The sequence below is a fragment of the Streptomyces violascens genome, assembly GCF_014649955.1.
Taxonomy (GTDB): domain Bacteria; phylum Actinomycetota; class Actinomycetes; order Streptomycetales; family Streptomycetaceae; genus Streptomyces; species Streptomyces violascens.
Genome location: NZ_BMUA01000001.1, coordinates 805,464 through 825,927, shown reverse-complemented (window position 1 = coordinate 825,927; position 20,464 = coordinate 805,464). Strand labels below are relative to the sequence as shown.

Annotated in this window: 21 protein-coding genes and 1 pseudogene; 12 read left to right on the top strand and 10 right to left on the bottom strand. The window is 70.0% G+C overall.

The window, feature by feature from the left end; genetic code table 11:
* The first annotated feature begins 375 nt into the window (after window positions 1-375).
* From IE206_RS03850 to IE206_RS03840, 4 genes and pseudogenes are all read left to right on the top strand, one after another.
* Window positions 376-783 carry a hypothetical protein gene (locus tag IE206_RS03850; protein WP_189960428.1) on the top strand — a complete coding sequence of 136 codons (408 nt, stop codon included), beginning with the start codon at window positions 376-378 and terminating at the stop codon, window positions 781-783.
* 89 nt (window positions 784-872) lie between these two features.
* Complete coding sequence (locus IE206_RS03845) at window positions 873-1,784, top strand: hypothetical protein (protein ID WP_189960427.1); 912 nt, start codon at window positions 873-875, stop codon at window positions 1,782-1,784.
* A gap of 106 nt (window positions 1,785-1,890) precedes the next feature.
* Window positions 1,891-2,045: pseudogene (locus tag IE206_RS43820) on the top strand (IS630 family transposase); the annotation flags it as partial.
* Between the two features lie 4 nt (window positions 2,046-2,049).
* Window positions 2,050-2,322, top strand: a complete 273-nt coding sequence (locus tag IE206_RS03840; protein ID WP_189960426.1) for a hypothetical protein — start codon at window positions 2,050-2,052, stop codon at window positions 2,320-2,322.
* A gap of 222 nt (window positions 2,323-2,544) precedes the next feature.
* Here the strand turns inward: IE206_RS03840 and IE206_RS03835 are convergent, their stop codons facing one another.
* Complete coding sequence (locus IE206_RS03835) at window positions 2,545-3,027, bottom strand: Lrp/AsnC family transcriptional regulator (protein WP_189960791.1); 483 nt, start codon at window positions 3,025-3,027, stop codon at window positions 2,545-2,547.
* A gap of 123 nt (window positions 3,028-3,150) precedes the next feature.
* Here IE206_RS03835 and IE206_RS03830 point away from each other — a divergent pair, with 123 nt between their 5' ends.
* Window positions 3,151-3,696: an RBBP9/YdeN family alpha/beta hydrolase gene (locus IE206_RS03830; protein ID WP_189960425.1), complete on the top strand. Its 546-nt coding sequence runs from the start codon at window positions 3,151-3,153 to the stop codon at window positions 3,694-3,696.
* Between the two features lie 153 nt (window positions 3,697-3,849).
* The gene (locus IE206_RS03825) at window positions 3,850-4,941 is read left to right on the top strand and encodes a hypothetical protein (protein ID WP_189960424.1); all 1,092 of its coding nucleotides are present in this window, start codon (window positions 3,850-3,852) and stop codon (window positions 4,939-4,941) included.
* 84 nt (window positions 4,942-5,025) lie between these two features.
* Here the strand turns inward: IE206_RS03825 and IE206_RS03820 are convergent, their stop codons facing one another.
* From IE206_RS03820 to IE206_RS03805, 4 genes are all read right to left on the bottom strand, one after another.
* Complete coding sequence (locus IE206_RS03820) at window positions 5,026-5,436, bottom strand: VOC family protein (RefSeq protein ID WP_189960423.1); 411 nt, start codon at window positions 5,434-5,436, stop codon at window positions 5,026-5,028.
* Window positions 5,437-5,446: 10 nt separating this feature from the next.
* Entirely contained in the window at window positions 5,447-5,896 is a 450-nt protein-coding gene (locus IE206_RS03815; protein WP_189960422.1) for a helix-turn-helix transcriptional regulator, read from the bottom strand.
* Window positions 5,897-6,092: 196 nt separating this feature from the next.
* Window positions 6,093-7,208, bottom strand: coding sequence for a mechanosensitive ion channel family protein (locus tag IE206_RS03810; protein WP_189960421.1), 1,116 nt, complete (start codon window positions 7,206-7,208; stop codon window positions 6,093-6,095).
* A gap of 322 nt (window positions 7,209-7,530) precedes the next feature.
* Complete coding sequence (locus IE206_RS03805; protein WP_226598705.1) at window positions 7,531-8,091, bottom strand: hypothetical protein; 561 nt, start codon at window positions 8,089-8,091, stop codon at window positions 7,531-7,533.
* A 441-nt stretch (window positions 8,092-8,532) separates the two neighbouring features.
* Here IE206_RS03805 and IE206_RS03800 point away from each other — a divergent pair, with 441 nt between their 5' ends.
* Together IE206_RS03800 and IE206_RS03795 are read left to right on the top strand one after the other, a co-directional pair.
* A complete protein-coding gene (locus tag IE206_RS03800) occupies window positions 8,533-8,739 on the top strand; it encodes a cold shock domain-containing protein (RefSeq protein ID WP_189960420.1) in 207 nt (68 codons plus the stop codon).
* A 151-nt stretch (window positions 8,740-8,890) separates the two neighbouring features.
* A complete protein-coding gene (locus IE206_RS03795; RefSeq protein ID WP_189960419.1) occupies window positions 8,891-11,113 on the top strand; it encodes an NADP-dependent isocitrate dehydrogenase in 2,223 nt (740 codons plus the stop codon).
* 88 nt (window positions 11,114-11,201) lie between these two features.
* Here IE206_RS03795 and IE206_RS03790 read toward each other — a convergent pair whose 3' ends face one another.
* Complete coding sequence (locus IE206_RS03790; protein WP_189960418.1) at window positions 11,202-11,828, bottom strand: TetR/AcrR family transcriptional regulator; 627 nt, start codon at window positions 11,826-11,828, stop codon at window positions 11,202-11,204.
* 76 nt (window positions 11,829-11,904) lie between these two features.
* Here IE206_RS03790 and IE206_RS03785 point away from each other — a divergent pair, with 76 nt between their 5' ends.
* Together IE206_RS03785 and IE206_RS03780 are read left to right on the top strand one after the other, a co-directional pair.
* A complete protein-coding gene (locus IE206_RS03785; protein ID WP_189960417.1) occupies window positions 11,905-12,132 on the top strand; it encodes a hypothetical protein in 228 nt (75 codons plus the stop codon).
* Window positions 12,129-12,278: a hypothetical protein gene (locus IE206_RS03780; protein WP_189960416.1), complete on the top strand. Its 150-nt coding sequence runs from the start codon at window positions 12,129-12,131 to the stop codon at window positions 12,276-12,278. Before IE206_RS03785 ends, IE206_RS03780 begins: the two co-directional genes overlap by 4 nt.
* A gap of 89 nt (window positions 12,279-12,367) precedes the next feature.
* On the opposite strand, the gene IE206_RS03775 is transcribed toward IE206_RS03780, so the two are convergent.
* Both IE206_RS03775 and IE206_RS03770 read right to left on the bottom strand, forming a co-directional pair.
* Window positions 12,368-13,306: a DUF4436 family protein gene (locus IE206_RS03775; protein WP_189960415.1), complete on the bottom strand. Its 939-nt coding sequence runs from the start codon at window positions 13,304-13,306 to the stop codon at window positions 12,368-12,370.
* A 79-nt stretch (window positions 13,307-13,385) separates the two neighbouring features.
* Window positions 13,386-14,456 carry an esterase-like activity of phytase family protein gene (locus IE206_RS03770; RefSeq protein WP_189960414.1) on the bottom strand — a complete coding sequence of 357 codons (1,071 nt, stop codon included), beginning with the start codon at window positions 14,454-14,456 and terminating at the stop codon, window positions 13,386-13,388.
* Between the two features lie 317 nt (window positions 14,457-14,773).
* On the opposite strand from IE206_RS03770, the gene IE206_RS03765 reads away from it, so the two are divergent.
* A complete protein-coding gene (locus tag IE206_RS03765; protein ID WP_189960789.1) occupies window positions 14,774-16,024 on the top strand; it encodes a cytochrome P450 in 1,251 nt (416 codons plus the stop codon).
* 39 nt (window positions 16,025-16,063) lie between these two features.
* On the opposite strand, the gene IE206_RS03760 is transcribed toward IE206_RS03765, so the two are convergent.
* Window positions 16,064-17,539, bottom strand: a complete 1,476-nt coding sequence (locus IE206_RS03760; RefSeq protein WP_189960413.1) for a M6 family metallopeptidase — start codon at window positions 17,537-17,539, stop codon at window positions 16,064-16,066.
* Window positions 17,540-17,790: 251 nt separating this feature from the next.
* Between IE206_RS03760 and IE206_RS03755 the strand changes: the two genes are divergently transcribed.
* The gene (locus tag IE206_RS03755) at window positions 17,791-18,780 is read left to right on the top strand and encodes an alpha/beta fold hydrolase (RefSeq protein ID WP_189960412.1); all 990 of its coding nucleotides are present in this window, start codon (window positions 17,791-17,793) and stop codon (window positions 18,778-18,780) included.
* Window positions 18,781-18,917: 137 nt separating this feature from the next.
* Here the strand turns inward: IE206_RS03755 and IE206_RS03750 are convergent, their stop codons facing one another.
* Entirely contained in the window at window positions 18,918-20,396 is a 1,479-nt protein-coding gene (locus IE206_RS03750; protein WP_189960411.1) for a peptidoglycan D,D-transpeptidase FtsI family protein, read from the bottom strand.
* Window positions 20,397-20,464: the final 68 nt, after the last annotated feature.

Sequence of the window (20,464 nt, the reverse complement as noted above, 5' to 3'; positions counted from 1 at the left end):
TCGACTACGGCCGGGGCCCGGAGAAGACCTGGGTCTTCGGCGGCCTGCGGATCCGCGACGGCATGGAGGTCACGACGACATCGCCCACGCCACCGAGCCGGCCACCGCTCAGCTCAACACCCCTGTCCGCCCCTGGACCTGGGGACGACCAGCAAATCCCACTCGCACACGCAGGCGCCGCTATGTGTACGTTCTGTGAGGAACGCAGTACTGGTTCGACACCGCCGGGGCCGCCCCGGCTGGTCGAGGCAGGGGAGCGCGCCCCCTGGCGCGATCGTGCGAATGTGCAGGTCAGGGCGGTGAGTTGCTATTGTGCCCAGCGTTTGGCCCGTCAGTGTGACCGGGCCTGCTGTACTCGTATAGATCGGGTTTCTTGTGAAGAAGTCGCTTTCCGCGCTGACCGTCGTCGGCATAACTGCCGCCTCCCTGGTCGCTCTGGCGCCCACCGCTTCCGCCTCCGGATGCGTCTCGACCTGGCTGAGGAGCCCGGGAACGACCACGAACGGTGCCATGGTCGCGACCAAGGCCGACTCGCCTTGCCACGACCTCAACGTGTCTTGGTCACAGGCCGCCCCCGGCGCCCAGTTCTCCCAGTACATGGGCATGTACCGCAAGTCGAGCTCTGTGGGCTGGCAGCCAGGGTCCAGGGGCTATGTCCAGATGGAAAACGGCTACCACGACATCAACAACTCCTACTTCGCTCTGGTCACGGACCTGACCCCGGGCACCCAGTTCACCGTGATCAGCCGCAACCCTGGCGACCAGGTCACCATCGTTCACTGATCTCGCGCCGTGCCTGCCTGCCGGGAAACCTCGTCCGGCAGGCACGGCCCGCGCATCCGGTCCACCCTCGTCATCGGAGGTAGGCGGACATGTCCCGCCCCGCCCGGCACTCCCGCCGCCCCCGTTCGTTCGGCGCTCTTGGAGCGGTGCTCGTCGGCACGTTCCTGACCCTGTCGTCCGGCTGCTCGGCGCCGGCGGACGACGCCCCCACTCGTTCTGACACCTCCGCGCCCGCCGCCGAGCCCACCACGGCGGTGTCGTACGGCCTGCCGCAGGACGTCACGCCCATGGTGCTGCCCGCCAGCGGCGCGGACACCCGGCTCACCCAAGGGCTCGAAGGCTTCACCAGCCTGATCCGGTCGAAGACCGTACGAGCCTGCTTCACGTCGGTACATGCTCAGCTGCCCGACGCACCTCCGGCCATGTTCGGGCGGCTGTTCGAGATTCCGGACCTGGAGACCATCGCGCACAACGGCTTCACTTCCGGCACGGTCCCGGGCGAGCAGGTCTCCTCCGCTGGTGGTGCGGCGCCGGACAGCGCGCTGGTGCAAAGCTGCGGTCAGAAGGGCGATGCGGCGGCCGCCGAGCTCCAGTCCGTCTACGGTCCGTTGTTCTCTCGCTGGCTGGGCGGGCTCGCCCCATTGGAGACGCAGGACGCCGTCGTGTCCGCACGCAAGACCCTCACGGGCTGCCTGGCGGACAAGGGTGTGCAGGCGAAGGACGAGAACGACTTCTTCAACGGGGTCGACAAGAAGATCCAGGAGATCGACGACCGCGACGCCATGAAGGCGGAGGACCGCCGGCTCGGAGCGATCTACGCGACCTGCATGAAGCCGGTCGAGGCGGCGCGCGAACCGCTGCGCGCGAAGGCGCGGGAGCAGTTCGTCGCCGAACACAAGGACGAGCTGGCGCAGATCCGCACCAGCCTGCCCGACCGGATCGCCACCATGGAGAAGCGCTACGGGATTCGCTTCTCCGTCCCCGCCCCTGCCGGGCACTAACGAGTTGGTGCGTGATAGCGGGTGGGCATGCCCCTCGTGGTGAAGGGCATGGTCGATCGGGCGGTGTTGGCGCATCCGTTGTTCACGGGTATATCGACGGTGCGTCGTGCCGGTCATCGGGCGCTGCTCGGGACGGCTGTCGGTGGCCGGACTGATCGCGGTGCGGCCCCCGGTTCCCGGACCAGGCTGTGTCACCGCCTGCGGCCCCACCGAGCGCGCCGGGGCAAGCGTCACAGCATGGGCGAGCGCGGCTTCACTGCGTGCCATGCTCGAGGCGGTGCCCGCGGATGAGTGGGAACCAGGGCTGGTCATCGGGCTACTGCGGCTGGCCAACGAACTGGGGCAGCGGGAGTGGCTCGACGCGCATGCTGAACCACTCCCGCTGACACTGCGACCGGCGGATGTGCTCCGGATGCGCGCGAGCGACACCGACGTCCTGCGGCCCGTGGTGCGGGACGGCGGGCTACTGAGTTCGTTCGAGAAGATCCAGGAGACCTGGCGCGGTTCTGTAGGGAGCGGCAGGATGCCCCCGGGCTGAAACAGGCTCGCGGCTACCACTCGATGGTGGTGCCAATCAGGCTGGCGGCGACGATGCGCTTGAGGTTGGTGGCGGGTGGGGGAGCGGTTGCAGAGGCGGCCATGGGTACCACTTCCGGGCGGTGGGCGGGGACGATACGTGTTGCCACACCGTAGGAATGCGCTGGCCAGCCGGATATGTGGTGGGGCACCACACTTCGGGCGCCGAGTGTGCGGTCGGGCCCTACGACACCGGGCCGCGGGCCTCGGGCCGGGGAGTGGGTGCCTTACCCGTCGGCAGCGATTTGGGTGGATAGCTGCGCAGGACGAGGGAGGTGGTGACGGGGCCGTGGCGGGCGAGGGCGTCCACGACTTGCTCAAGGCGTTCGGCGTGGGAACAGTGCACGTCGAACAGCAGACAGTCCTCGCCGGTTATTCGCAGGGTCGAGACGACCTCGGGAATGTGGGCGGCCAAGGTGAGTGCCTGGGACAGCTGTGCGTGAGTGGTGCGAAGCCGGACGACGGCGTGGATGTTCAGCCCTACCGCGGCCGGGGCGACGACGGCGCGGTAGCCGGTGATGATCCCGCTTTTCTCCAGGCGCTGGATGCGGGCACTGGCCGCCGGCTGCGAGAGCCCGACCCGGCGGCCGACCTCGGCGCCGGTGAGCCGGCCGTCGGCCTGGAGCAGTTCCAGGATGGAGAGGTCGATCTCGTCGAGTGATTCCATCGTTGTCACCGCCACTTTCTTTGAGATCACTTGCTGGGCCCGGCTGCCACCGCCGGTCCATCGAGAATCACCGCAGGGCAGGCCCGCCAGGTGCGAGGGCCACGAATGGAAGGACGGTAGGCGATGGTCGCGTACGTCGTCATCCCCGGGATCGACGGTTCGGACGAGCGGCACTGGCAGAGCCGGTGGGAGAAGCGGTGGGGGGCCTCGGCGGTCCGGATCGCGCCGGCCTCATGGAGCCGGCCGGAGCTGCCCGACTGGGTCGCCGCGGTCCAGACCGCCTACGAGACCGCCTCGCGGCGCGAGCGCCAGGTGGCGTTGGTCGCCCACAGCCTGGGCTGCTGGGCGGCCGCGCAGTGGCTGGCCCGGGCGCGGCCCGACGGGGTGGTGGCGTTCCTGGTCGCCCCTCCCGACCCGCGAGGGGCGGCCTTCCCACGTCAGGCCGCATCCACCTTTCTGGACTTGTCCGCCCGCCCCTTGCCGTGCCCGAGCGTGCTGGTGGCGAGCGACGACGACCCCTACTGCGACCCGAAGACGGCCACCTCGTTCGCGCGCGACTGGCAGGCGCAGCACCACCCGATGGAAAACCGCGGCCACATCAATGCCGCCAGTGGTCTCGGAGATTGGCCGGCCGGTCTGGAACTCCTTCGCAGGCTGGTCGGCCGGTGAGACGGCCGGGCCGAAGGTGTGCCACAGCCCGGCGCCGCCGGTTGTCCGATGGCTTCCGGGTGGACGGTGGGCGGGCTAATCTCGGCGGCCACAGGCCCGGAGCGATCGGAACCGTCACCCATGAGGGGCGCCCACAGATCTGCCGTCAGCACCGTGTCCCACAGCAGCGCGCTCCAACTGGACGAAACCCGGCAGGCATTGAGGCATTACCGGGCCAGGGCCTGGCGATGCGTCGGGGGCGGTGCCGGATCAGTGGCCTTCGCGGTGGTGCTCGCCGTCGTTGTACGCCATCCGCCGGGTGCGCTCGTGAGCATCCTCGTCGCGCTGGGTGTGGCCATGTTCGGGATCGGCATCGGGGCGCTCTCGGTCGCCGGACGGATGCGGCGGGCGCTGGCGTCGGCGCCCTGGACGGCGTACCGCGCGGTCGTGGTGCCCCGACCCCGGCAGGCGATCGCCGTGGTTCTAGCCGATCCTGAGCGTGGCGAGCTGCGTCCGCTGGCCGCGGTCGTGACCCGCCTGCGCCACGATGCCGTCGGACCCGGGTCCGACGGGGTGCTCTGGTGGTGCGGCGCCCCCGGCTCGCCGGGGGTCACGATGCGGCCCGGCAGCGGGGAGCTGGTGTGGACTACGCCCATACGCAGCGCCCGCCTGCGGGACAGGCTGGCCGGGGCTGCCACGGCCGAGGGCGTATGGACGGGGCCGGTCCCCGCTCCGGCGCCGAGGGCGGACCCTGGGGCACCCCCGGCCCGGCCGGGGCGGCGGATCGGTCTGTTCCGGTGGGTGGTGGTGGCCGGTGCGGCGCTGTTCACATTGGGGGCGTACGCGCAGACGTCCTCCCAGGACGACCCGCTCGTCGATCTGACCGTGCTGTCCGAGCGTCCCGACGGCAGCTGCACCGTCAGCTGGACCGATCCCCTGGACTCCGGCCTCCGCACCGGCCCGTTCCACTGCGACCCGAACCGGGATCCGAGCCTCAAGTCCCGTGGAGCGGGCGGCAGTTCCGGCGGAAACGGCTTCGAGATCGGCCGGGTCGCCTCGCACGGACTGTGGAAGGGGCGGCTCTACAGGCCGGACGAGTTCGGACCCGACGGTGCCGCCTACCAAGTGGTCGTCGGCGGCGAGTACTTCGGCCTGCCGCTGGCGGGCGCCGGGCTCGTCGCCGGTGCCGTCTCGGTGATCCGGCGCCGGCGCGAAACGCTTCCGGTAGCGGCGGTTGTCCCGCGCACCGCCCGGCCACTTTCTTGATCCGGCCGGCTTGCAGGCGCCCCCGACGCCCGCGCGAGGGTGAAGCCGCCTCGGCCCGGAGCGAAGCCTGCCGACCGAGCCGCCCTACGCCTTGGCCTCCTGCTGGATCTTGATCAGGTTGCCGGAGGGGTCGCGGAAGCCGCAGTCGCGCGGGCCCCAGGGCTGGTCGATGGGCTCCTGGAGTACCTCGGCGCCCGAGGCCCGTACCTTTTCGAAGGTCGCGTCGAGATCGTCCGTCCTGAAGACCCACATCGGCAGTACACCCTTGGTGAGCAACTCCTGCATGGCGTCGCCGTCGGCCTGGGAACGGCCGGCGTGCGGCTCCGAGAGGACGATCTCGAGCCCCGGCTGGGTCGGGCTGCCGAGGGTGACCCAGCGGAATCCGCCGGACGCGACGTCGTTGCGCACTTCGAGGCCGAGCGCGTCGCGGTAGAAGCCGAGCGACTCGTCCACGTCGTTGACGGTGATGTGGCAGTACTGGAGTGCGATGGTCATGCCGTCAACGTTAGGCGGCGGCGTTGTCGCCCGCTTCTCGAATTCTGCTCGGTGCGCTCGGAGGATTTCTGCTCGGCCGGGTGCGCACCTTCGCCACGCAGGCGGGCATCGCCGCGACCGCATCGTGACCCCGGCTGCGGTACGCGCTCGGCGTCTCGCCCACCACCTCGGTGAACCGAGAGCTGAACGAACCCAGCGACGTACAGCCGACCGCCATGCACGCGTCGGTCACGCTCATCCCCTCACGCAACAGCGCCATCGCCCGCTCGATCCGGCGGGTCATGAGATAGCTGTACGGGGTCTCCCCATAGGCGGCCCGGAACTGCCGCGAGAAGTGCGCCGGCGACATGAGCGCGTGCTGGGCCATGGTCGGCACGTCGAGAGGTTTGGCGTACTCCCGGTCGATGAGATCCCGCGCTCGGCGCAGGTGCACGAGGTTGGCGAGCTCTTCCGGCGTCATGACACTGACGCTACCACCGGGCACTGACAGGGCGGCTGACCTGCGGGGGCGGGGCTAGAAGGCTTGGGGGCGGTCCGCCGCGGTGCCCTGTGCCCAGGTGCCGTGTGCCTCTGTGTGTACGCCCGGCACGTGAACGCCCCACGCATGTGCTCGGCACACATACGCCCCCTCACCACAGGCCGCCTTCAGGTGGTGCTCAGCGCTGTGGGTCCGACAGCGTCGAGGGCGGGGCCTCGCGTTGATGCGGGAAGGAGACCGGGGACGAGGGCGAGGACGGCCCGGGCTGGTCGTGCTGGAGGGACACGGTCCGGGTCGGAGCGGGGATCGAGATGCCCTCCGCCCGGTACCGCCGGTGCAGCCGCTTGATGAACTCGTGCTTGATCCGGTACTGGTCGCTGAACTCGCCCACTCCCAGAATCACCGTGAAGTTGATCCGGGAGTCCGCGAACGTATGGAAACGGACCGCGGCCTCGTGCCCGGGCAGCGCACCCGTGATGTCCGCCATCACGCTGTCCGCGACGTCCAGGGTCACCCGCTCGACGTGCTCCAGGTCGCTGTCGTAGCCGACCCCCGCCTGCACCAGGACCGTCAACTCCTGTTCCGGGCGCGTGTAGTTGGTCATGTTCGTACGGGCGAGGCGGCCGTTGGGGATGATCACGAGGTTGTTCGACAGGTTGCGCACCACTGTGTTGCGCCAGTTGATGTCGACGACATAGCCCTCCTCGCCGCTGCTGAGCCGGATGTAGTCACCGGGCTGCACCGTCTTCGACGCCAGGATGTGCACTCCCGCGAAGAGGTTGGCGAGGGTGTCCTGGAGGGCCAGGGCGACCGCGAGGCCGCCCACTCCGAGGGCGGTGAGCAGGGGCGCTATGGAGATGCCCATGGTTTCGAGGGCGACCAGGACGCCCATCGCGACGACCACGACCCGCGTGATGTTGACGAAGATCGTGGCCGAGCCGGCCACCCCGGTCCGGGACTGCGCCAGGGACTGGACGAGCCCCGCGACGACCCGGGCCGCGGTGAGGGTGATGACGAGGATGAGCAGGGCGGTCAGCGAATGGTTGACGATGCCCGCGACTCGCGTGGTGAGCGGCAGTGCCGAGGCCGCCGCCGCCGTGCCCGCGACCGTGGCCGCCCAGGGTGCGATGGTGCGCAGCGCGTCGACGATGATGTCGTCCCCGGTCCACTGCGTTCTCAGCGCCTGCTTGCCCAGCCATCTCAGCAGTACGCGCAGGAGCAGCCCGGCCGCTATGCCCGCGGCCATCGCTATGGACGCCACCACCCAGTCGTGCAGCACGAGGCCCCGGTTCAACGGACACCCTCCGGGCGCCAAGGAGCCGGGGGTTGAGCGAGGGGCGCCGTCGATCGCCGTATGTGATGAGTCGTCACTTTGTCACCTTGTCGCCTGTCAGACCGTGCTGCCTGGAGCCTCGTTCGGGCGGTACGCACACGGAACGGGCTGCCATCCTGCCCCATGGGCAGAGCGTCCTCGCAGGTGGGCCGGTGTCCGGCTGCCCAAGCCGGGAGATTGCCCCGGTAGTGCGACGTAACTGGTCCGCAGACTTGGGCACTTCGAGCTGACGGGACGTCACCACACCGGGTGTCGCCGACGCCGACGCCGGCGGCTGCCGCGCCTACCGGAGGCCGGAGAGCTTGAAGACCGTGCGGGCCGTCTCGCGGTCGACTCGGGCCGCCATCTGGCGCAGGGCCGTCTCGCCGCAGCGGAGCACGTCCCGGTCGAGGCTGGTGCGGGCGTCCCGGTCGAGGACGTGCCACATCGGGGGATTGGCGACGAGCACCTTCGGGTCGAGCTCGGCCCGGTGGCCTTCGCTGTCCCGCAGCACCAGACGCTGGGCGACGCCGTCGGACCACCGCACCGACACCAGGCGGTCGGTGCGGACCTCGGTCCGCCGCAGCAGCCCCCGCGAGACCAGGCTGCCCGGCCCCACCGACACCCGGGCGGGCCAGAGCACGACGAACAGCAGGGCGGCGAGAACGGCCCACAGCACGGCGCGTACGACACCGAGGGTGCCGGCTCCGGCGTCGATGGCCAGGAGCAGGCCCAGCAGCACTCCCGAGCAGCCCGCCGCCGAGCGGGCCTCGCCGGCCCATGTGGTGTCGTACACCACTGCTTCGGCTCCTCGCCGGGGTGCGGTGCCGTGTCCCGCCACATTGCGGGTGGTCAGTCGTCCCATGGGGGAGGACGCTATGGGCTCGCACCACATATGGCGCCCTACCTTGACGGACCGCTGATGTGCCGCCCGCCGGAATTGATGCGAGCCATACGCCGGGCCGCCGTACGAAGCCGGAGCAGGCCTTTCTCCGGACGTTCGGACAGGGGCATCCTGGAGGTATCAGACGCGGCGAACGGAGGTATACCTACCGGTAGGAAACTTGTCCGCTTCGGCGGGCGTCGGGCCGTGGCGGGCGCCGTGGACGAGCGTGCACAGTTCTCTTTCCAGGACGGCTCTCTTTCCAGGACGGCAGGAGCCCCTCGCGGGCAGGCCCTGTTCCGGCGCGGGAGGCCGCGTCCCGTCCTCATCCTTGTGAACCGGAATCCTTTGTGTGAACCCAGCCGGTTCCCCCCTTCCCGGCCCCACGGAGGCAGTGGAAGCGATCACCCGAGGAGTGAGGCAATGAGCGAGAGGTGCGAGGGAATCGTTCAGTACTTCGACCGTGACAAGGGCTACGGATTCGTCGTGCCGATGGGGCAGAGCGACGCCATCTACGTGCGGCGGGAGGACATCGAGGGGGAGACCCGGACGCTCTCCGAGGGGCAGCAGGTCTCCTTCGTCATAGAGCTGGGCCGGGGCCGCTTCGAGGCGCGCGCCGTACGGCCGTGAACCGGGACGCCGTACGCCCGCGAAGCGAGAGCCCCCGCTGTCCGCCGCGCCCTCCTGGCCCGGGGCTCGGTGCGGGCCCCCGTCGTGACCCGGGGCGATCACGAGATATCTTGATGTCGAGCAATGTTGCAGACGTGGAGCGGAGCACCCGGTGACTGACTCGACCATCATCTACACCCACACTGACGAGGCGCCGGCCCTGGCGACGCATTCGTTCCTGCCCGTGATCCAGGCGTACGCCTCGACCGCCGGTGTCACTGTGGAGACCCGTGACATCTCCCTCGCGGGGCGCATCATCGCGAGCTTCCCCGAGTTCCTCGAGGAGAGCCAGCGGATCGATGACGCCCTCGCCGAGCTCGGCGAGCTGGCGAAGACGCCCGACGCGAACATCATCAAGCTGCCGAACGTGTCGGCCTCCATCCCGCAGCTCAAGGCCGCCGTCGCCGAGCTGCAGGGCCAGGGCTACGCACTGCCGGACTACCCGGACGACCCGCAGAGCGACCAGGACAAGGACGTCCGCGCGCGCTACGACAAGATCAAGGGCAGCGCCGTCAACCCGGTCCTGCGCGAGGGCAACTCCGACCGCCGTGCCCCCGCGTCGGTCAAGAACTACGCCAAGGCCCACCCGCACCGCATGGGCAAGTGGACCTCCGACTCGAAGACGAACGTCGCCACCATGGGCGCCAACGACTTCCGGTCCACCGAGAAGTCCGCGGTCATCGCCGAGGACGGCTCGCTGCGCATCGAGCTCGCGGCCGCCGACGGCACCACCACCGTGCTGCGCGAGTCCGTACCGGTCCTCGCGGGCGAGGTCGTCGACGCCTCCGTGATGCGCGTGGCCCAGCTGCGCGAGTTCCTCACCGCGCAGATCGCCCGCGCCAAGGCCGAGGGCGTGCTGTTCTCCGTGCACCTCAAGGCCACGATGATGAAGGTCTCCGACCCGATCGTCTTCGGCCACGTGGTGCGCGCCTTCTTCCCGAAGACGTTCGACAAGTACGGTGACGTGCTCGTCGCCGCCGGCCTGTCCCCGAACGACGGCCTCGGCGCCATCCTCAAGGGCCTCGATGGCGTGCCGCACATCGGCGCCGAGATCAAGGCGGCCTTCGAGGCCGAGCTCACCGAGGGCCCGGCCCTCGCCATGGTCGACTCCGACCGCGGCATCACCAACCTGCACGTGCCGTCCGATGTCATCGTCGACGCCTCGATGCCGGCCATGATCCGTACCTCCGGCCACATGTGGGGCCCGGACGGCGCCGAAGCCGACACCCTCGCGGTGCTCCCGGACAGCAGCTACTCGGGCGTGTACCAGGTCGTCATCGACGACTGCCGTGCGCACGGCGCCTTCGACCCGGCCACCATGGGCTCCGTGCCCAACGTCGGCCTGATGGCGCAGAAGGCCGAGGAGTACGGCAGCCACGACAAGACCTTCGAGATCCCGGCCGCGGGCACCGTCCGCCTCGTGGACGCCGCGGGCAACGTGGTCCTGGAGCAGGAGGTCGCCGAGGGCGACATCTTCCGCGCCTGCCAGACCAAGGACCTGCCCATCCAGGACTGGGTCAAGCTCGCCGTCACCCGCGCCCGCGCCACCGGCGACCCGGCCGTGTTCTGGCTCGACGAGGGCCGCGCGCACGACGCCGTCCTCATCGAGAAGGTCCGCACCTACCTCGCCGGGCACGACACCGAGGGTCTGCGGATCGAGATCATGTCTCCGGTCGAGGCGACCGCGTTCTCCCTGGAGCGCATCCGCCGCGGTGAGAACACCATCTCGGTCACCGGCAACGTGCTGCGCGACTACCTGACCGACCTGTTCCCGATCCTGGAGCTGGGCACCAGCGCCAAGATGCTCTCGGTCGTCCCGCTGATGAACGGCGGCGGCCTCTTCGAGACGGGCGCCGGCGGCTCGGCCCCCAAGCACGTCCAGCAGCTGGTCAAGGAGAACTACCTGCGCTGGGACAGCCTGGGCGAGTTCCTCGCGCTCGCGGTCAGCTTCGAGCACCTCGCGACGACCACGGGCAACGCGCGCGCCCAGATCCTCGCCGACACCCTCGACCGCGCCACCGGCACCTTCCTCAACGAGGACAAGTCGCCGAGCCGCAAGCTGGGCGGCATCGACAACCGCGGCAGCCACTTCTACCTCGCCCTGTACTGGGCGCAGGAGCTGGCCAAGCAGACCGAGGACGCGCAGCTCGCCGGCGCGTTCGCGCCGCTGGCCAAGACGCTGACCGAGCAGGAGTCGACCATCGTCGACGAGCTCATCGCGGTGCAGGGCTCGCCGGTCGACATCGGCGGCTACTACCGCCCGGACGCGGCCAAGGCCTCCGCGGTCATGCGCCCGTCGGCCACCCTGAACCAGGCCATCGCCACCCTCGCCTGACCCAACTCCCCTATGGGGGACGTGAGTTGAGCACACCGCCGCCCCGGCCGGATTCCCTCCGGCCGGGGCGGCGCTGTTGTGCGGCCCTTCACGCGGCCGGCGGGCGCAGGCTCTCCAGGTGGGCGTATAGCACGCTCGCGGCCGTCTCGGGCGCGAGCACGTCCGGGTGCAGGGCCGCGCCCAGGCCGAGCCCGTCGACGAGCGCGGCGAGCCGCTCGGTTTCCTGGTCGAGGTCGAGTCCGGGGCGCACGGCCCCCGATTCGTCGAGGCGTGCCAGGATCCGGCGGACCAGGCTCCGGGCGCCGACCGCCGCTTCCTGGGCGAGGCCGTCGAGCGCCGGGTTGGTGCGGGCGGCGGTGACGAAGTCGATGAAGACGGTGACCTCCGCGCGGCGGCGCTCGTCCAGCGGCAGCAGCTCGCACAGCAGGTCGGCGGCGAGCCGGCGCTGCTCGTCCGCAGGGTGCTCGGCGAGCGTGCCGATCTCCTCCACCCGGCGCAGCAGTCGGCCGCCGACCCGCTCCAGCATCGAGCGCATCGCGAATTCCATCAGGTCCTGCTGACTGGCGAAGTAGTGCCGCAGGGAGCCGATGTTGAGTCCGGCCTCGTCCGCGACGACGCGCAGCGAGGCCCGCTGCAGCCCTTCGCGTACGACCACTCGGAAAAGGGCGTCGACCACCTCGCGGCGGCGGGCCTCGGGATCCACGTACTTGGGCATGCCTCTTTGTATCACGCTCGTGATACATTGGTTTCTATCACAAGCGTGATACAACGTGTCCGACCGGAGGTCTGCCATGGAGACGTATCTCAACCTCATGCTCATCAGGTTCGCGCTGATCGCGGGCGCGGTCGTGGTGCTGGCCCTTTCGGCCTTCGCCGTGGCGCTCGTGCTCAGGCGTCGCGGCCGCCTCGGCGAGGCCCGGCGCCTTGCCGAGCCCGCGGCGCGGGCGGCCCTGCGCGCGGCCGCCCGGCGCCTCGAGGCCGGACCCGGCTCCGCCCGGCGTCCGGGCGGCCGACGGTGAACGCCTTCGCGGCCGGCTCCGACGACCTGGCTCACCACCTGCTCATGGACTTCGCCGTCAAGGGCGTGATCGTGGTCGTCGCGGCGATCGTTCTGGTGCTCGGCATGGTGCTGATCTGGCGCCGCGCCGGACGCCGTCGGCAATGATGCGGCGTCAGAAATGACAGGGCGTCAGGAGTCAGGGTGGCCACTCCGTCGCCCAACTGTGCGGGAAAATCGGCCGGTTGAAGGCGGACTCAGTGCCCGCCCCCGTCCCCCGCATCCCCCGCCCCATGGCTGTCCGTGTGATGGTCCGGGTGTACCTCCGGGGCCTCGTCGGTTCGGCGGTGCGTTTCGGAGATGATGCCGGTCACCGCCACCGCCACCAGGCACGCGGAGATGATCGCCTCGGCCCACAGGAACGCCGCGTAGTCGAGCAGACAGCCGACCGGAGGGCTGCCCGGAGCCGCATTGCGGAAGCCGGCCAGAGCGAAAAGGGTGGCCGCCATCCAGGCCATCGCCGGCCAGACGAGCCCCCGGCGCTGGTCGATGATCACCCAGCCGGCGCCGAGCACCGCGAGGGCGAGCCCCCACATGATGAACATCATGAACCAGGCCCAGATGAAGGTGGCCCGCGAGCGGCCGACCCGGATCTCGAACGACACGAACCCGTGGTCCTGGCTGCGGCTGACGATCGTCGGCTTGAAGAACGCGTCCACGTCGCGCAGCGAGACGGCGACCGGCACCTCCTTGCCCGCCGCCTCGGCGGCGAAGCCGATGGAGGTCGAGTACCGGTCGAAGGGGTAGTCCGAGACGGAACCGCCGTCCAGGCTCACCTTCACATCCTGGTACGAGACCTGTCGGCCGGCCTTGAAGTCGAGGCTGCCCCGGATCAGCGACGACGTCTCCACCCTCAGATCGACCGCCGGGGTGTACGGGTCGCCCTGCTCCCGCAACGTGCCCTGGGGGAGCACCAGGACCCGCAGCGTGAGCTCGCGGGCGACCGGGTCGACCTTCTGGACGCTGGTGTCGACATACACGCCGTTCGTCGCCCGCCGGTCGCCCAGGGTGTGCTCCTGCTGGCGCACATCGCGCTCGTTGAAGTACAGCAACACCCCCACGACGGCGGCCAGCAGGATCACGAGGAGCGAAATGAGGTGACGTAGGAAGTATTTGCCCGGTCGAAAACGTGCCATAGGCGAATGAATACACCCCGTGACACCGTGGTCCGGCGGACGCGGGGCCGGGCGCGGTCATCCAGCCCCGCCCGAGCGATCACACGTGGCGCGGCAGACGGACCGTCAGCGAGTAGAGGCGGGTGATCTGCGCCGGGTTCTCGTTGTCGTCGCTGACCAGGAGCAGCCGCAGCCGGCCGTCCCAGGTGCGGCCGGTGACGGCCACGCCCTCGATGTTGTCGAGCAGCGGGTTGGGCTGCGGCTGCTTGGCCGTCGCGCCGAGGGAGGGGCAGGCGGCGAGGTCGGCGAGCAGGGTCTTGCGCATGGCCTTGGCGGTGCCCGGCAGGTTCTCGACCTTGCTCACATTGCTCGCGCCGCGCGGGTCGGCGAGGAAGAGGCGTATCGCATTGCCGACGCCCGCGGTGAAGCCGCGCTCCAGGACGAGCAGCCGGCCGTCGCCCGTCGCGGTGATCTCGGACACGCCCGCGTTCGGTTCGACGGGGTAGGCGTACTGCCCGGCGAGCTCGAACTCGCCCTTCGCGCCGCCCCGGTGCCAGCTCTGGAACCGTACGAGCGAATGACCGGCCGCGTCCTTGCCGTCACCTGACAGAGGGGCTTCCATCGAGGCGATCAGGGTGTGGCCACCGGGCTGCAGGGCGAGGCCCTCGAACGTCGCGTTGGAGACGGCGCGTCCGGCCGGGGCGACCCGCAGCGCGCCGGGGACGGGCAGACGGGCCAGGAGCTTGCCGTCGCGGTCGTAGCGGCGTACGGACGGCTCGACCTCGGAGGTGATCAGGCGGGTGCCGTCGCGCTCGACGACCACGGCCTCCGAGTCGAGCCGCTTGCCCTGTTCGTCGGCGAGCGGCACGACCCGGACGGGAGTGGCCATCGGGCCTTTGCCCGCCTTGAGGCTGAACAACTGCGAACGGTCGGACAGCGCCGCGACGGTGCCGTCGGTGTCCACGGCCAGACCGGACAGATTGCCGACGACCGTGCCCTGATACAGCGTTTTGTCCAGACCGTCGTAGAAGCCGTCGATGGCCGTGGACGAGGAGCAGGCGTGCGGGGCGCGCGCGGGCGCCCTTTCTGCGGCGGTCGCATCGGTGACGGTCACGGATGCGGCGACGGCCAAGGACGCGGTCGCGGCGGTGACGACGGTGCGCAGACGCACGGGGTTCCTCCCAGGTCGGATGCGGCGGTACCGACACCGTAGATCAGCTTGTGTGACGGGCGAGTTGAGTTCCGTCATCCTGCGCGGGAACGCTGGACTGCCGGCCGATTCAGGGACCGGAACGGACATTCCGCCTTCGCGTGCCGACCGGGGGCGGGCCGGTCGCGGCCGCAAACTGCTCGTGAGCTGCTCCCCTGGCGGATCGGGAGGGTCGCTGAGCCACTTATCCTGAGCCACTCAGTCCGTACCCGGTGTCCTGGCCGCACAACTTGTCCTTGGAGTCCGCCTTGAGGGTAAATCTCCGTTCCCGAGTCACCATGTGGCTCGGGCGCTCCTACCTTGCCAGGATCCAGAAACGCGGTATCGGCCCCGGCACGATCTCGCTGCTGCCCGACGCACTGCTCATGCCGCTGCGCCGGGACGGACTCGATCCGGTGCCCGAGCTGACCGCACGGCAGGCGGAGGAGCCGGTCAGCAAGGTTCCGCTGCCCTTCGGGATGGACGCCTGGGTCGTCACCGGCCACGACGCCGTCAAGGCCGTGCTCGGCTCCACCGACGGGTTCAGCAACGACTTCACCCACCTCGCGGGCAACGCGGGCGTCGTCGAGGAGCAGCACCCGGGCGGGCTCGGGTTCAGCGATCCCCCGGTGCACACCCGGCTGCGCCGCATTCTGACGCCCGAGTTCACCATGCGGCGTCTGCGCCGGCTGACCCCGCGCATCGACGCCCTCGTCGAGGAGCGGCTCGACGCGATGGAGGCCGTCGACGGGCCCGTCGACCTGGTGGAGGCGTTCGCGCTGCCCATCCCCTCGCTGACCATCTGCGAACTGCTCGGCGTGCCGTACGAGGACCGGAACGACTTCCAGCAGCTCGCCATGGAGCGTTTCGACCTCTTTGGCGGAGCCACCGCCCCGTTCGGCGCGATGTCCGCCTCCATGTCCTACTTCCGGGACGTCGTCAAGAAGCAGCGCGAGAACCCGGGCGACGGCCTTCTCGGCATGATCGTCAAGGAGCACGGCGACAGCGTCGGCGACGACGAACTCGCGGGCCTCGCCGACGGTGTGCTCACCGGCGGGTTCGAGACCACCGCGAGCATGCTGGCGCTCGGCTCCCTCGTCCTGCTCCAGGACCCGGACGCCTTCGCGCGAATAGCGCACGACGAGGCGGCGGCCGCCACGTTCGTCGAGGAGGCGCTGCGCTACCTCACCGTCGTCCAGCTGGCCTTCCCGCGCTTCGCCCGCGAGGACGTCGAGATCGCGGGTGTGCTCATCCCCAAGGGCGACATGGTGCTCTGCTCGCTCAGCGGCGCCAACCGCGACGCCGCGTTCACCCCGGACGGCGGCCGCTTCGACGCCCACCGCAGGGCGAGCGGCCATCTCGCCTTCGGCTACGGCATCCACCGCTGCATCGGCGCGGAACTGGCCCGCATGGAACTGCGCGCCGCCTTCCCCGCCCTGGTCCGCCGCTTCCCCGAGATGCGCCTGGCCGTACCGGCGGAGGAACTCGCCTTCCGCAAGCTGTCGATCGTGTACGGAGTCGAATCGCTGCCGGTACGGCTGCGGGGCTGACCACACCCGCCCGGGCCGGGACCCGGGCGGGCGCGCTCATCAGCTCACCGTGAGCGCGGTGTCGTCGATGACGAACGACGTCTGGAGCTTGGAGCCCTCGGTGGCGGTGAACTTGAGCGTCACCGTCTGCCCCGCGTAGGCACCGAGGTCGAAGGTCTGCTGGGTGTAGTCGTCCGCCGCGTCCAGGTTGGAGTACGTGGCGAGGGTGGCCAGGACCGATCCGCCGCTGCCGATCACCTGGACCTTGAGGGTGTCGTACGCCGTGCTCGTGGTCGTCTCGTCCGTGTCGATGTGCAGCTGGAAGCCGAGCGAGGCCGCGCAGCCCGCCGGGATCGTCACCGTCTGGGCCAGCGTGTCGGTGTGCGCGGTGCCCTTGCCGCCGAGCCAGGCCTTGTACGCGCCCGCGTAGGGGGGCTCGCCACTGCTGGTGTTGATGATGCCGCTGGTGGCTGTCCAGCCCGAACTGCCCGACTCGAAGCCGGGGTTGGCGAGCAGCTGGGCCGGGGTGCAGGGGGTCGGGGTGCCGCCGCCCCCGGTGGTGGTGCCCGCGCCCGAGAGCCACTCGGTGGCGTTCAGGGCGAGCGCGGCGTCGGTGCCCGCCGGGTCGTTCCAGCCGTCGTACAGGGTGTTGCCCGGCTGGCCGGTGCCGTCGTCGATCGGCGAGCTGTCGCCCCAGAAGGCGACGCGGCCGCTGCCGAAGGTGCTGGTGACGAAGAAGGCGCCGGTGTTGCCGGAGTAGCCGGTGCGGTAGACCTCGCCCTTGACCGCCGGGTTGTCGGACGGCTTGAGGGTCGCGGTGGTGCCGTTGCGGATGATGCTGCCGGTCACCTTGCCGAACGAGCCGTTCAGGACCGGGTCGGACGCGTCGCTGATGGCACGCGGGTTGTCGGTGCCGATGTTGAGCGAGTCGACCGAGAAGCCGAACGGGTCCGAGGAGTCCACGCTGTTGTTGGTCATCAGGTCGTTGATGACCTTCACCGCGTCCGCGCCGTCGTTGTTGCGGTCGGAGCCGGTGTGGTCGGAGATGAGGAACAGTCCGCCGCCGTTCCGCACGAACTGCATCACGGCGGTCTTCTCGGACGCGCTGAGCAGTACGTTCGGCTCGGGCATCACGAACGTGTCGAAGTTCTTGAGGTCCGTCGCCGAAGAGGTGCCGTACGTGATCGTGCCGCCCGAAGGCAGCGTCTTCAGGGCGTAGTTGCCGGTCTTCTGGAGCGCCACGCCCCAGGAGGACAGCGCGCCCGTCCAGTCGCCCTCGGCGCTGGGGGAGGGGTTCTCGCCGAGCGGGTCCGGCTGACTGGTGCTGATGATCCAGTCGGCGTTGCCGGCGGTCTCCGCCTTGGAGTTGTCGAACAGCACCCGGTGCTGGGTGGCGGCCGCGGCCCGGGGGGCGGGCGACGCGGGCGGGGTGGCGGCCTGGGCGGCCGCGCCGCCCGCGACGACGAGCGCGCCGAGTGCGGTCAGCACACCGGCGGTCCGGCGGTGGGAGCGTCCGGAACTTCTGGCTCCGAGCATCCTGTGTACCTCCGTGAGGGTGGGGGCAAGGTGGTGGGGACACCAAGTCTGCGCGCGTAGAACGTCGTTGTACGGACGCCTGCGCAGCGCGCGGTTGAACCGTACATGGCAGAAAGGTGCGAGGGCAGGCTTGTCCGTGGCGAAATCTGCTGGTAATCGAGCATGTGCCGCTGGTTCTAGGCTCGTTACCGGGAACGCTGACGGGGAGCGCGCACGGGGCAGCGGTGCGGGCGTGATCGGGGAGGTTGTCGATGGCTACTGGCACGAGGCTGCGCCCGGTGGGGGACCAGGACGTGCGACTGCGCCACCGCGTGGTCCACGGGTACCGCCGGGCGTACCGCACCGCGGGGGAAGGGCCGCCCGTCGTGCTGATCCACGGCATCGGCGACTCCTCGGCCACCTGGGCCGGGCTGATCCCCGGCCTCGCCCGCCGCTACACCGTCCTCGCGCCCGACCTGCTCGGCCACGGCGCCTCCGACAAACCGCGCGCCGACTACTCGGTGGCCGCCTACGCCAACGGCGTCCGCGATCTGCTCGGCGTCCTCGGCATCGAGCGGGCCACCCTCGTCGGGCACTCCCTCGGCGGCGGGGTCGCCATGCAATTCGCCTACCAGTACCCGGAGTCGACCGAACGGCTCGTCCTGGTCGGGGCCGGGGGAGTGGGCCGTGAGGTCAACCCGGTGCTGCGCGCAGCGGCCCTGCCCGGCGCCGAGCTGATGCTCGCCCTGCTCTCGCGGCCCTCGATGCGCCGGCCGACCCGGCTCGTCATCGAGCTGATGCGGCTGCTCGACAGCGACCTCGGCCAGGACGCCCCGGACCTCCTCGGCCTGGTGGACGCGCTGCCCGACGCCCGCTCCCGCAGCGTCTTCGTGCGCACCCTGCGCGCGGTCGTCGACTGGCGCGGCCAGGTCATCACCATGCTGGACCGCTGCTATCTGACCCAGGGCATGCCCACGATGCTGGTCTGGGGCTCGCGCGACAGCGTCGTTCCAAAGGCCCATGCGCATCGCGCGCATGCCGCGATGCCCGGCAGCCGGCTTGAGATATTCGACGGGGCCGGGCACTTTCCCTTCCACACCGACCCGGCCCGCTTTCTGGCCCTGGTCGAGGACTTCATCGAGACGACCCCGCCGGCGGACTGGAGTGCCGAGCGCTGGCGCGAGCTGTTGCGGGGTGGGCGGTTCGGCACCCCGGGGGCCGAGGTCGACTCTGCGTACGAGGTGGTTGTGGAGGGCGGGTGAGTGCGGCCCGGGGTGCGGTTCCTTCGACTGCGGGCTCGTCGTGGCCGGTCGTGCCCACGCGGTGGAGCCGCACCACGACTCGGCCCCGCGCCCCTATAGGGCGCAGGTACCGCCCAGGGCCTCTGGAAGCGACCGGGTTACTTCTTGAGCACCGCTTCCATCACCGACTTCGCGATCGGGGCGCCCAGCTTGCCGCCCGCGATTTCGGAGCGCTGGATGTCCATGTCCGACGGGTCGACGAACACCGCCACCGCCACCGGCGAGGTGCCGTCGCTCTGCTTGGCGTACGAGACGAACCAGGCGTACGGGCGCTGCTCGCGCACATCGGAGCCGTGCTGGGCGGTGCCGGTCTTGCCGCCGACGGTGACGCCCTCCATCTTCACCTTCTTCGCGGTGCCCTCGCTCGCGGTGAACTCCATCATCTCCTGCACTTTCTTCGCGGTGCCCTCGGAGACGGCCTGGTTGAGCACCTCCGGCTTGGCCTTCTCCAGCGTGGCGAGGTCGGAGCCGCGCAGTTCGTCGACCATGTACGGCTTCATGACCTTGCCGTTGTTGGCGATGCCCGCGGTCACCATGGCCATCTGCAGCGGGGTGCTGGTGAGGCTGCCCTGGCCCATGCCGGTCAGCGCGGTCTGCGGCTTGTCCAGCTTGTCGGGGTAGCCGCTCTTCGCCGTACGGACCGGAATGAACTGCTCCTTGTTGAAGCCGAACTTCTCCGCCGTCTCGCGCATCCTGTCCTTGCCGGTCTTCAGCGCGGTGTCCAGGAACACGTTGTTGCAGGACCACTGCATGCCGGTCTTCAGGGACACCTTGTCGCACAGCGAGTTGTCCACGTCGTTGCCGACCTGGGTGGAGCTCAGCGGCAGGGTGTAGGGGGCCGGGGCGTCCGGCATGGGGGCGTTGATGTCCGTCACGACGCCGTGCTCGATGGCGGCGGCCGCGGTGAGGATCTTGAAGGTCGAGCCAGGCGGGTACACCTCGCGCATCGCCCGGTTGTTGAGCGGCTTGTTCTTGTCGGCGTCGAGCTTCCCGAACTCCTTGCCCTCCTTCGCCGAGATCCCCGCGAAGACCGAGGGATCGTAGGAGGGCGTGCTCACCATGGCGAGGATCTTGCCGGAGCGGGGATCGAGGGCGACCACCGCGCCCTTCGCCTTGAGGTCCGTAAGACCCTTGTACGCGGCCTTCTGCGCGGCCGGGTCGATGGTGGTGACCACATCGCCGCCGCGCGGGGTCTCCCCGGTGAACAGGGACTTGGCCCGGTCGAAGAACAGCCGGTCGTCCTTGCCGTTCATCACCTTCGCGTGCACGCCCTCCAGGAAGGTCGCGCCCTGCGCCTGGGAGAGATAGCCGGTGACCGGCGCGTACATCGGGCCGTCCTTGTAGGTCCGCTTGTACTTGAGGTCGGACCCCGGGGTCTCCACCGACCCCGTGATCGGCTGCCCGCCGACGACGATGTCGCCGCGCGGCTGCGAGAACGCGTCGATCAGCACCCGCCGGTTGTGCGAGTCGTTGGCCAGGGTGTCACTCTTCACGAACTGGACCCATGTCGCCCGGATGAGCAGGGCGAGCACCAGCACCCCGCAGAAGACGGCTATGCGCCGCAGCGGCTTGTTCATCACGCTCCCAGAGACGTACCGAATGGGGTTGAACCGGACATGTAGTGATCAGCAGAACAGCTACGGCA

Coding starts and splice junctions, on each gene's coding strand:
- IE206_RS03845 (WP_189960427.1), top strand. CDS start 873: ATGTCCCGCCCCGCCCGGCACTCCCGCCGCCCCCGTTCGTTCGGCGCT.
- IE206_RS03840 (WP_189960426.1), top strand. CDS start 2,050: ATGCTCGAGGCGGTGCCCGCGGATGAGTGGGAACCAGGGCTGGTCATC.
- IE206_RS03835 (WP_189960791.1), bottom strand. CDS start 3,027: ATGGAATCACTCGACGAGATCGACCTCTCCATCCTGGAACTGCTCCAG.
- IE206_RS03830 (WP_189960425.1), top strand. CDS start 3,151: ATGGTCGCGTACGTCGTCATCCCCGGGATCGACGGTTCGGACGAGCGG.
- IE206_RS03820 (WP_189960423.1), bottom strand. CDS start 5,436: ATGACCATCGCACTCCAGTACTGCCACATCACCGTCAACGACGTGGAC.
- IE206_RS03815 (WP_189960422.1), bottom strand. CDS start 5,896: ATGACGCCGGAAGAGCTCGCCAACCTCGTGCACCTGCGCCGAGCGCGG.
- IE206_RS03805 (WP_226598705.1), bottom strand. CDS start 8,091: ATGGGACGACTGACCACCCGCAATGTGGCGGGACACGGCACCGCACCC.
- IE206_RS03800 (WP_189960420.1), top strand. CDS start 8,533: ATGAGCGAGAGGTGCGAGGGAATCGTTCAGTACTTCGACCGTGACAAG.
- IE206_RS03790 (WP_189960418.1), bottom strand. CDS start 11,828: ATGCCCAAGTACGTGGATCCCGAGGCCCGCCGCCGCGAGGTGGTCGAC.
- IE206_RS03785 (WP_189960417.1), top strand. CDS start 11,905: ATGGAGACGTATCTCAACCTCATGCTCATCAGGTTCGCGCTGATCGCG.
- IE206_RS03775 (WP_189960415.1), bottom strand. CDS start 13,306: ATGGCACGTTTTCGACCGGGCAAATACTTCCTACGTCACCTCATTTCG.
- IE206_RS03765 (WP_189960789.1), top strand. CDS start 14,774: ATGTGGCTCGGGCGCTCCTACCTTGCCAGGATCCAGAAACGCGGTATC.
- IE206_RS03760 (WP_189960413.1), bottom strand. CDS start 17,539: ATGCTCGGAGCCAGAAGTTCCGGACGCTCCCACCGCCGGACCGCCGGT.
- IE206_RS03755 (WP_189960412.1), top strand. CDS start 17,791: ATGGCTACTGGCACGAGGCTGCGCCCGGTGGGGGACCAGGACGTGCGA.
- IE206_RS03750 (WP_189960411.1), bottom strand. CDS start 20,396: ATGAACAAGCCGCTGCGGCGCATAGCCGTCTTCTGCGGGGTGCTGGTG.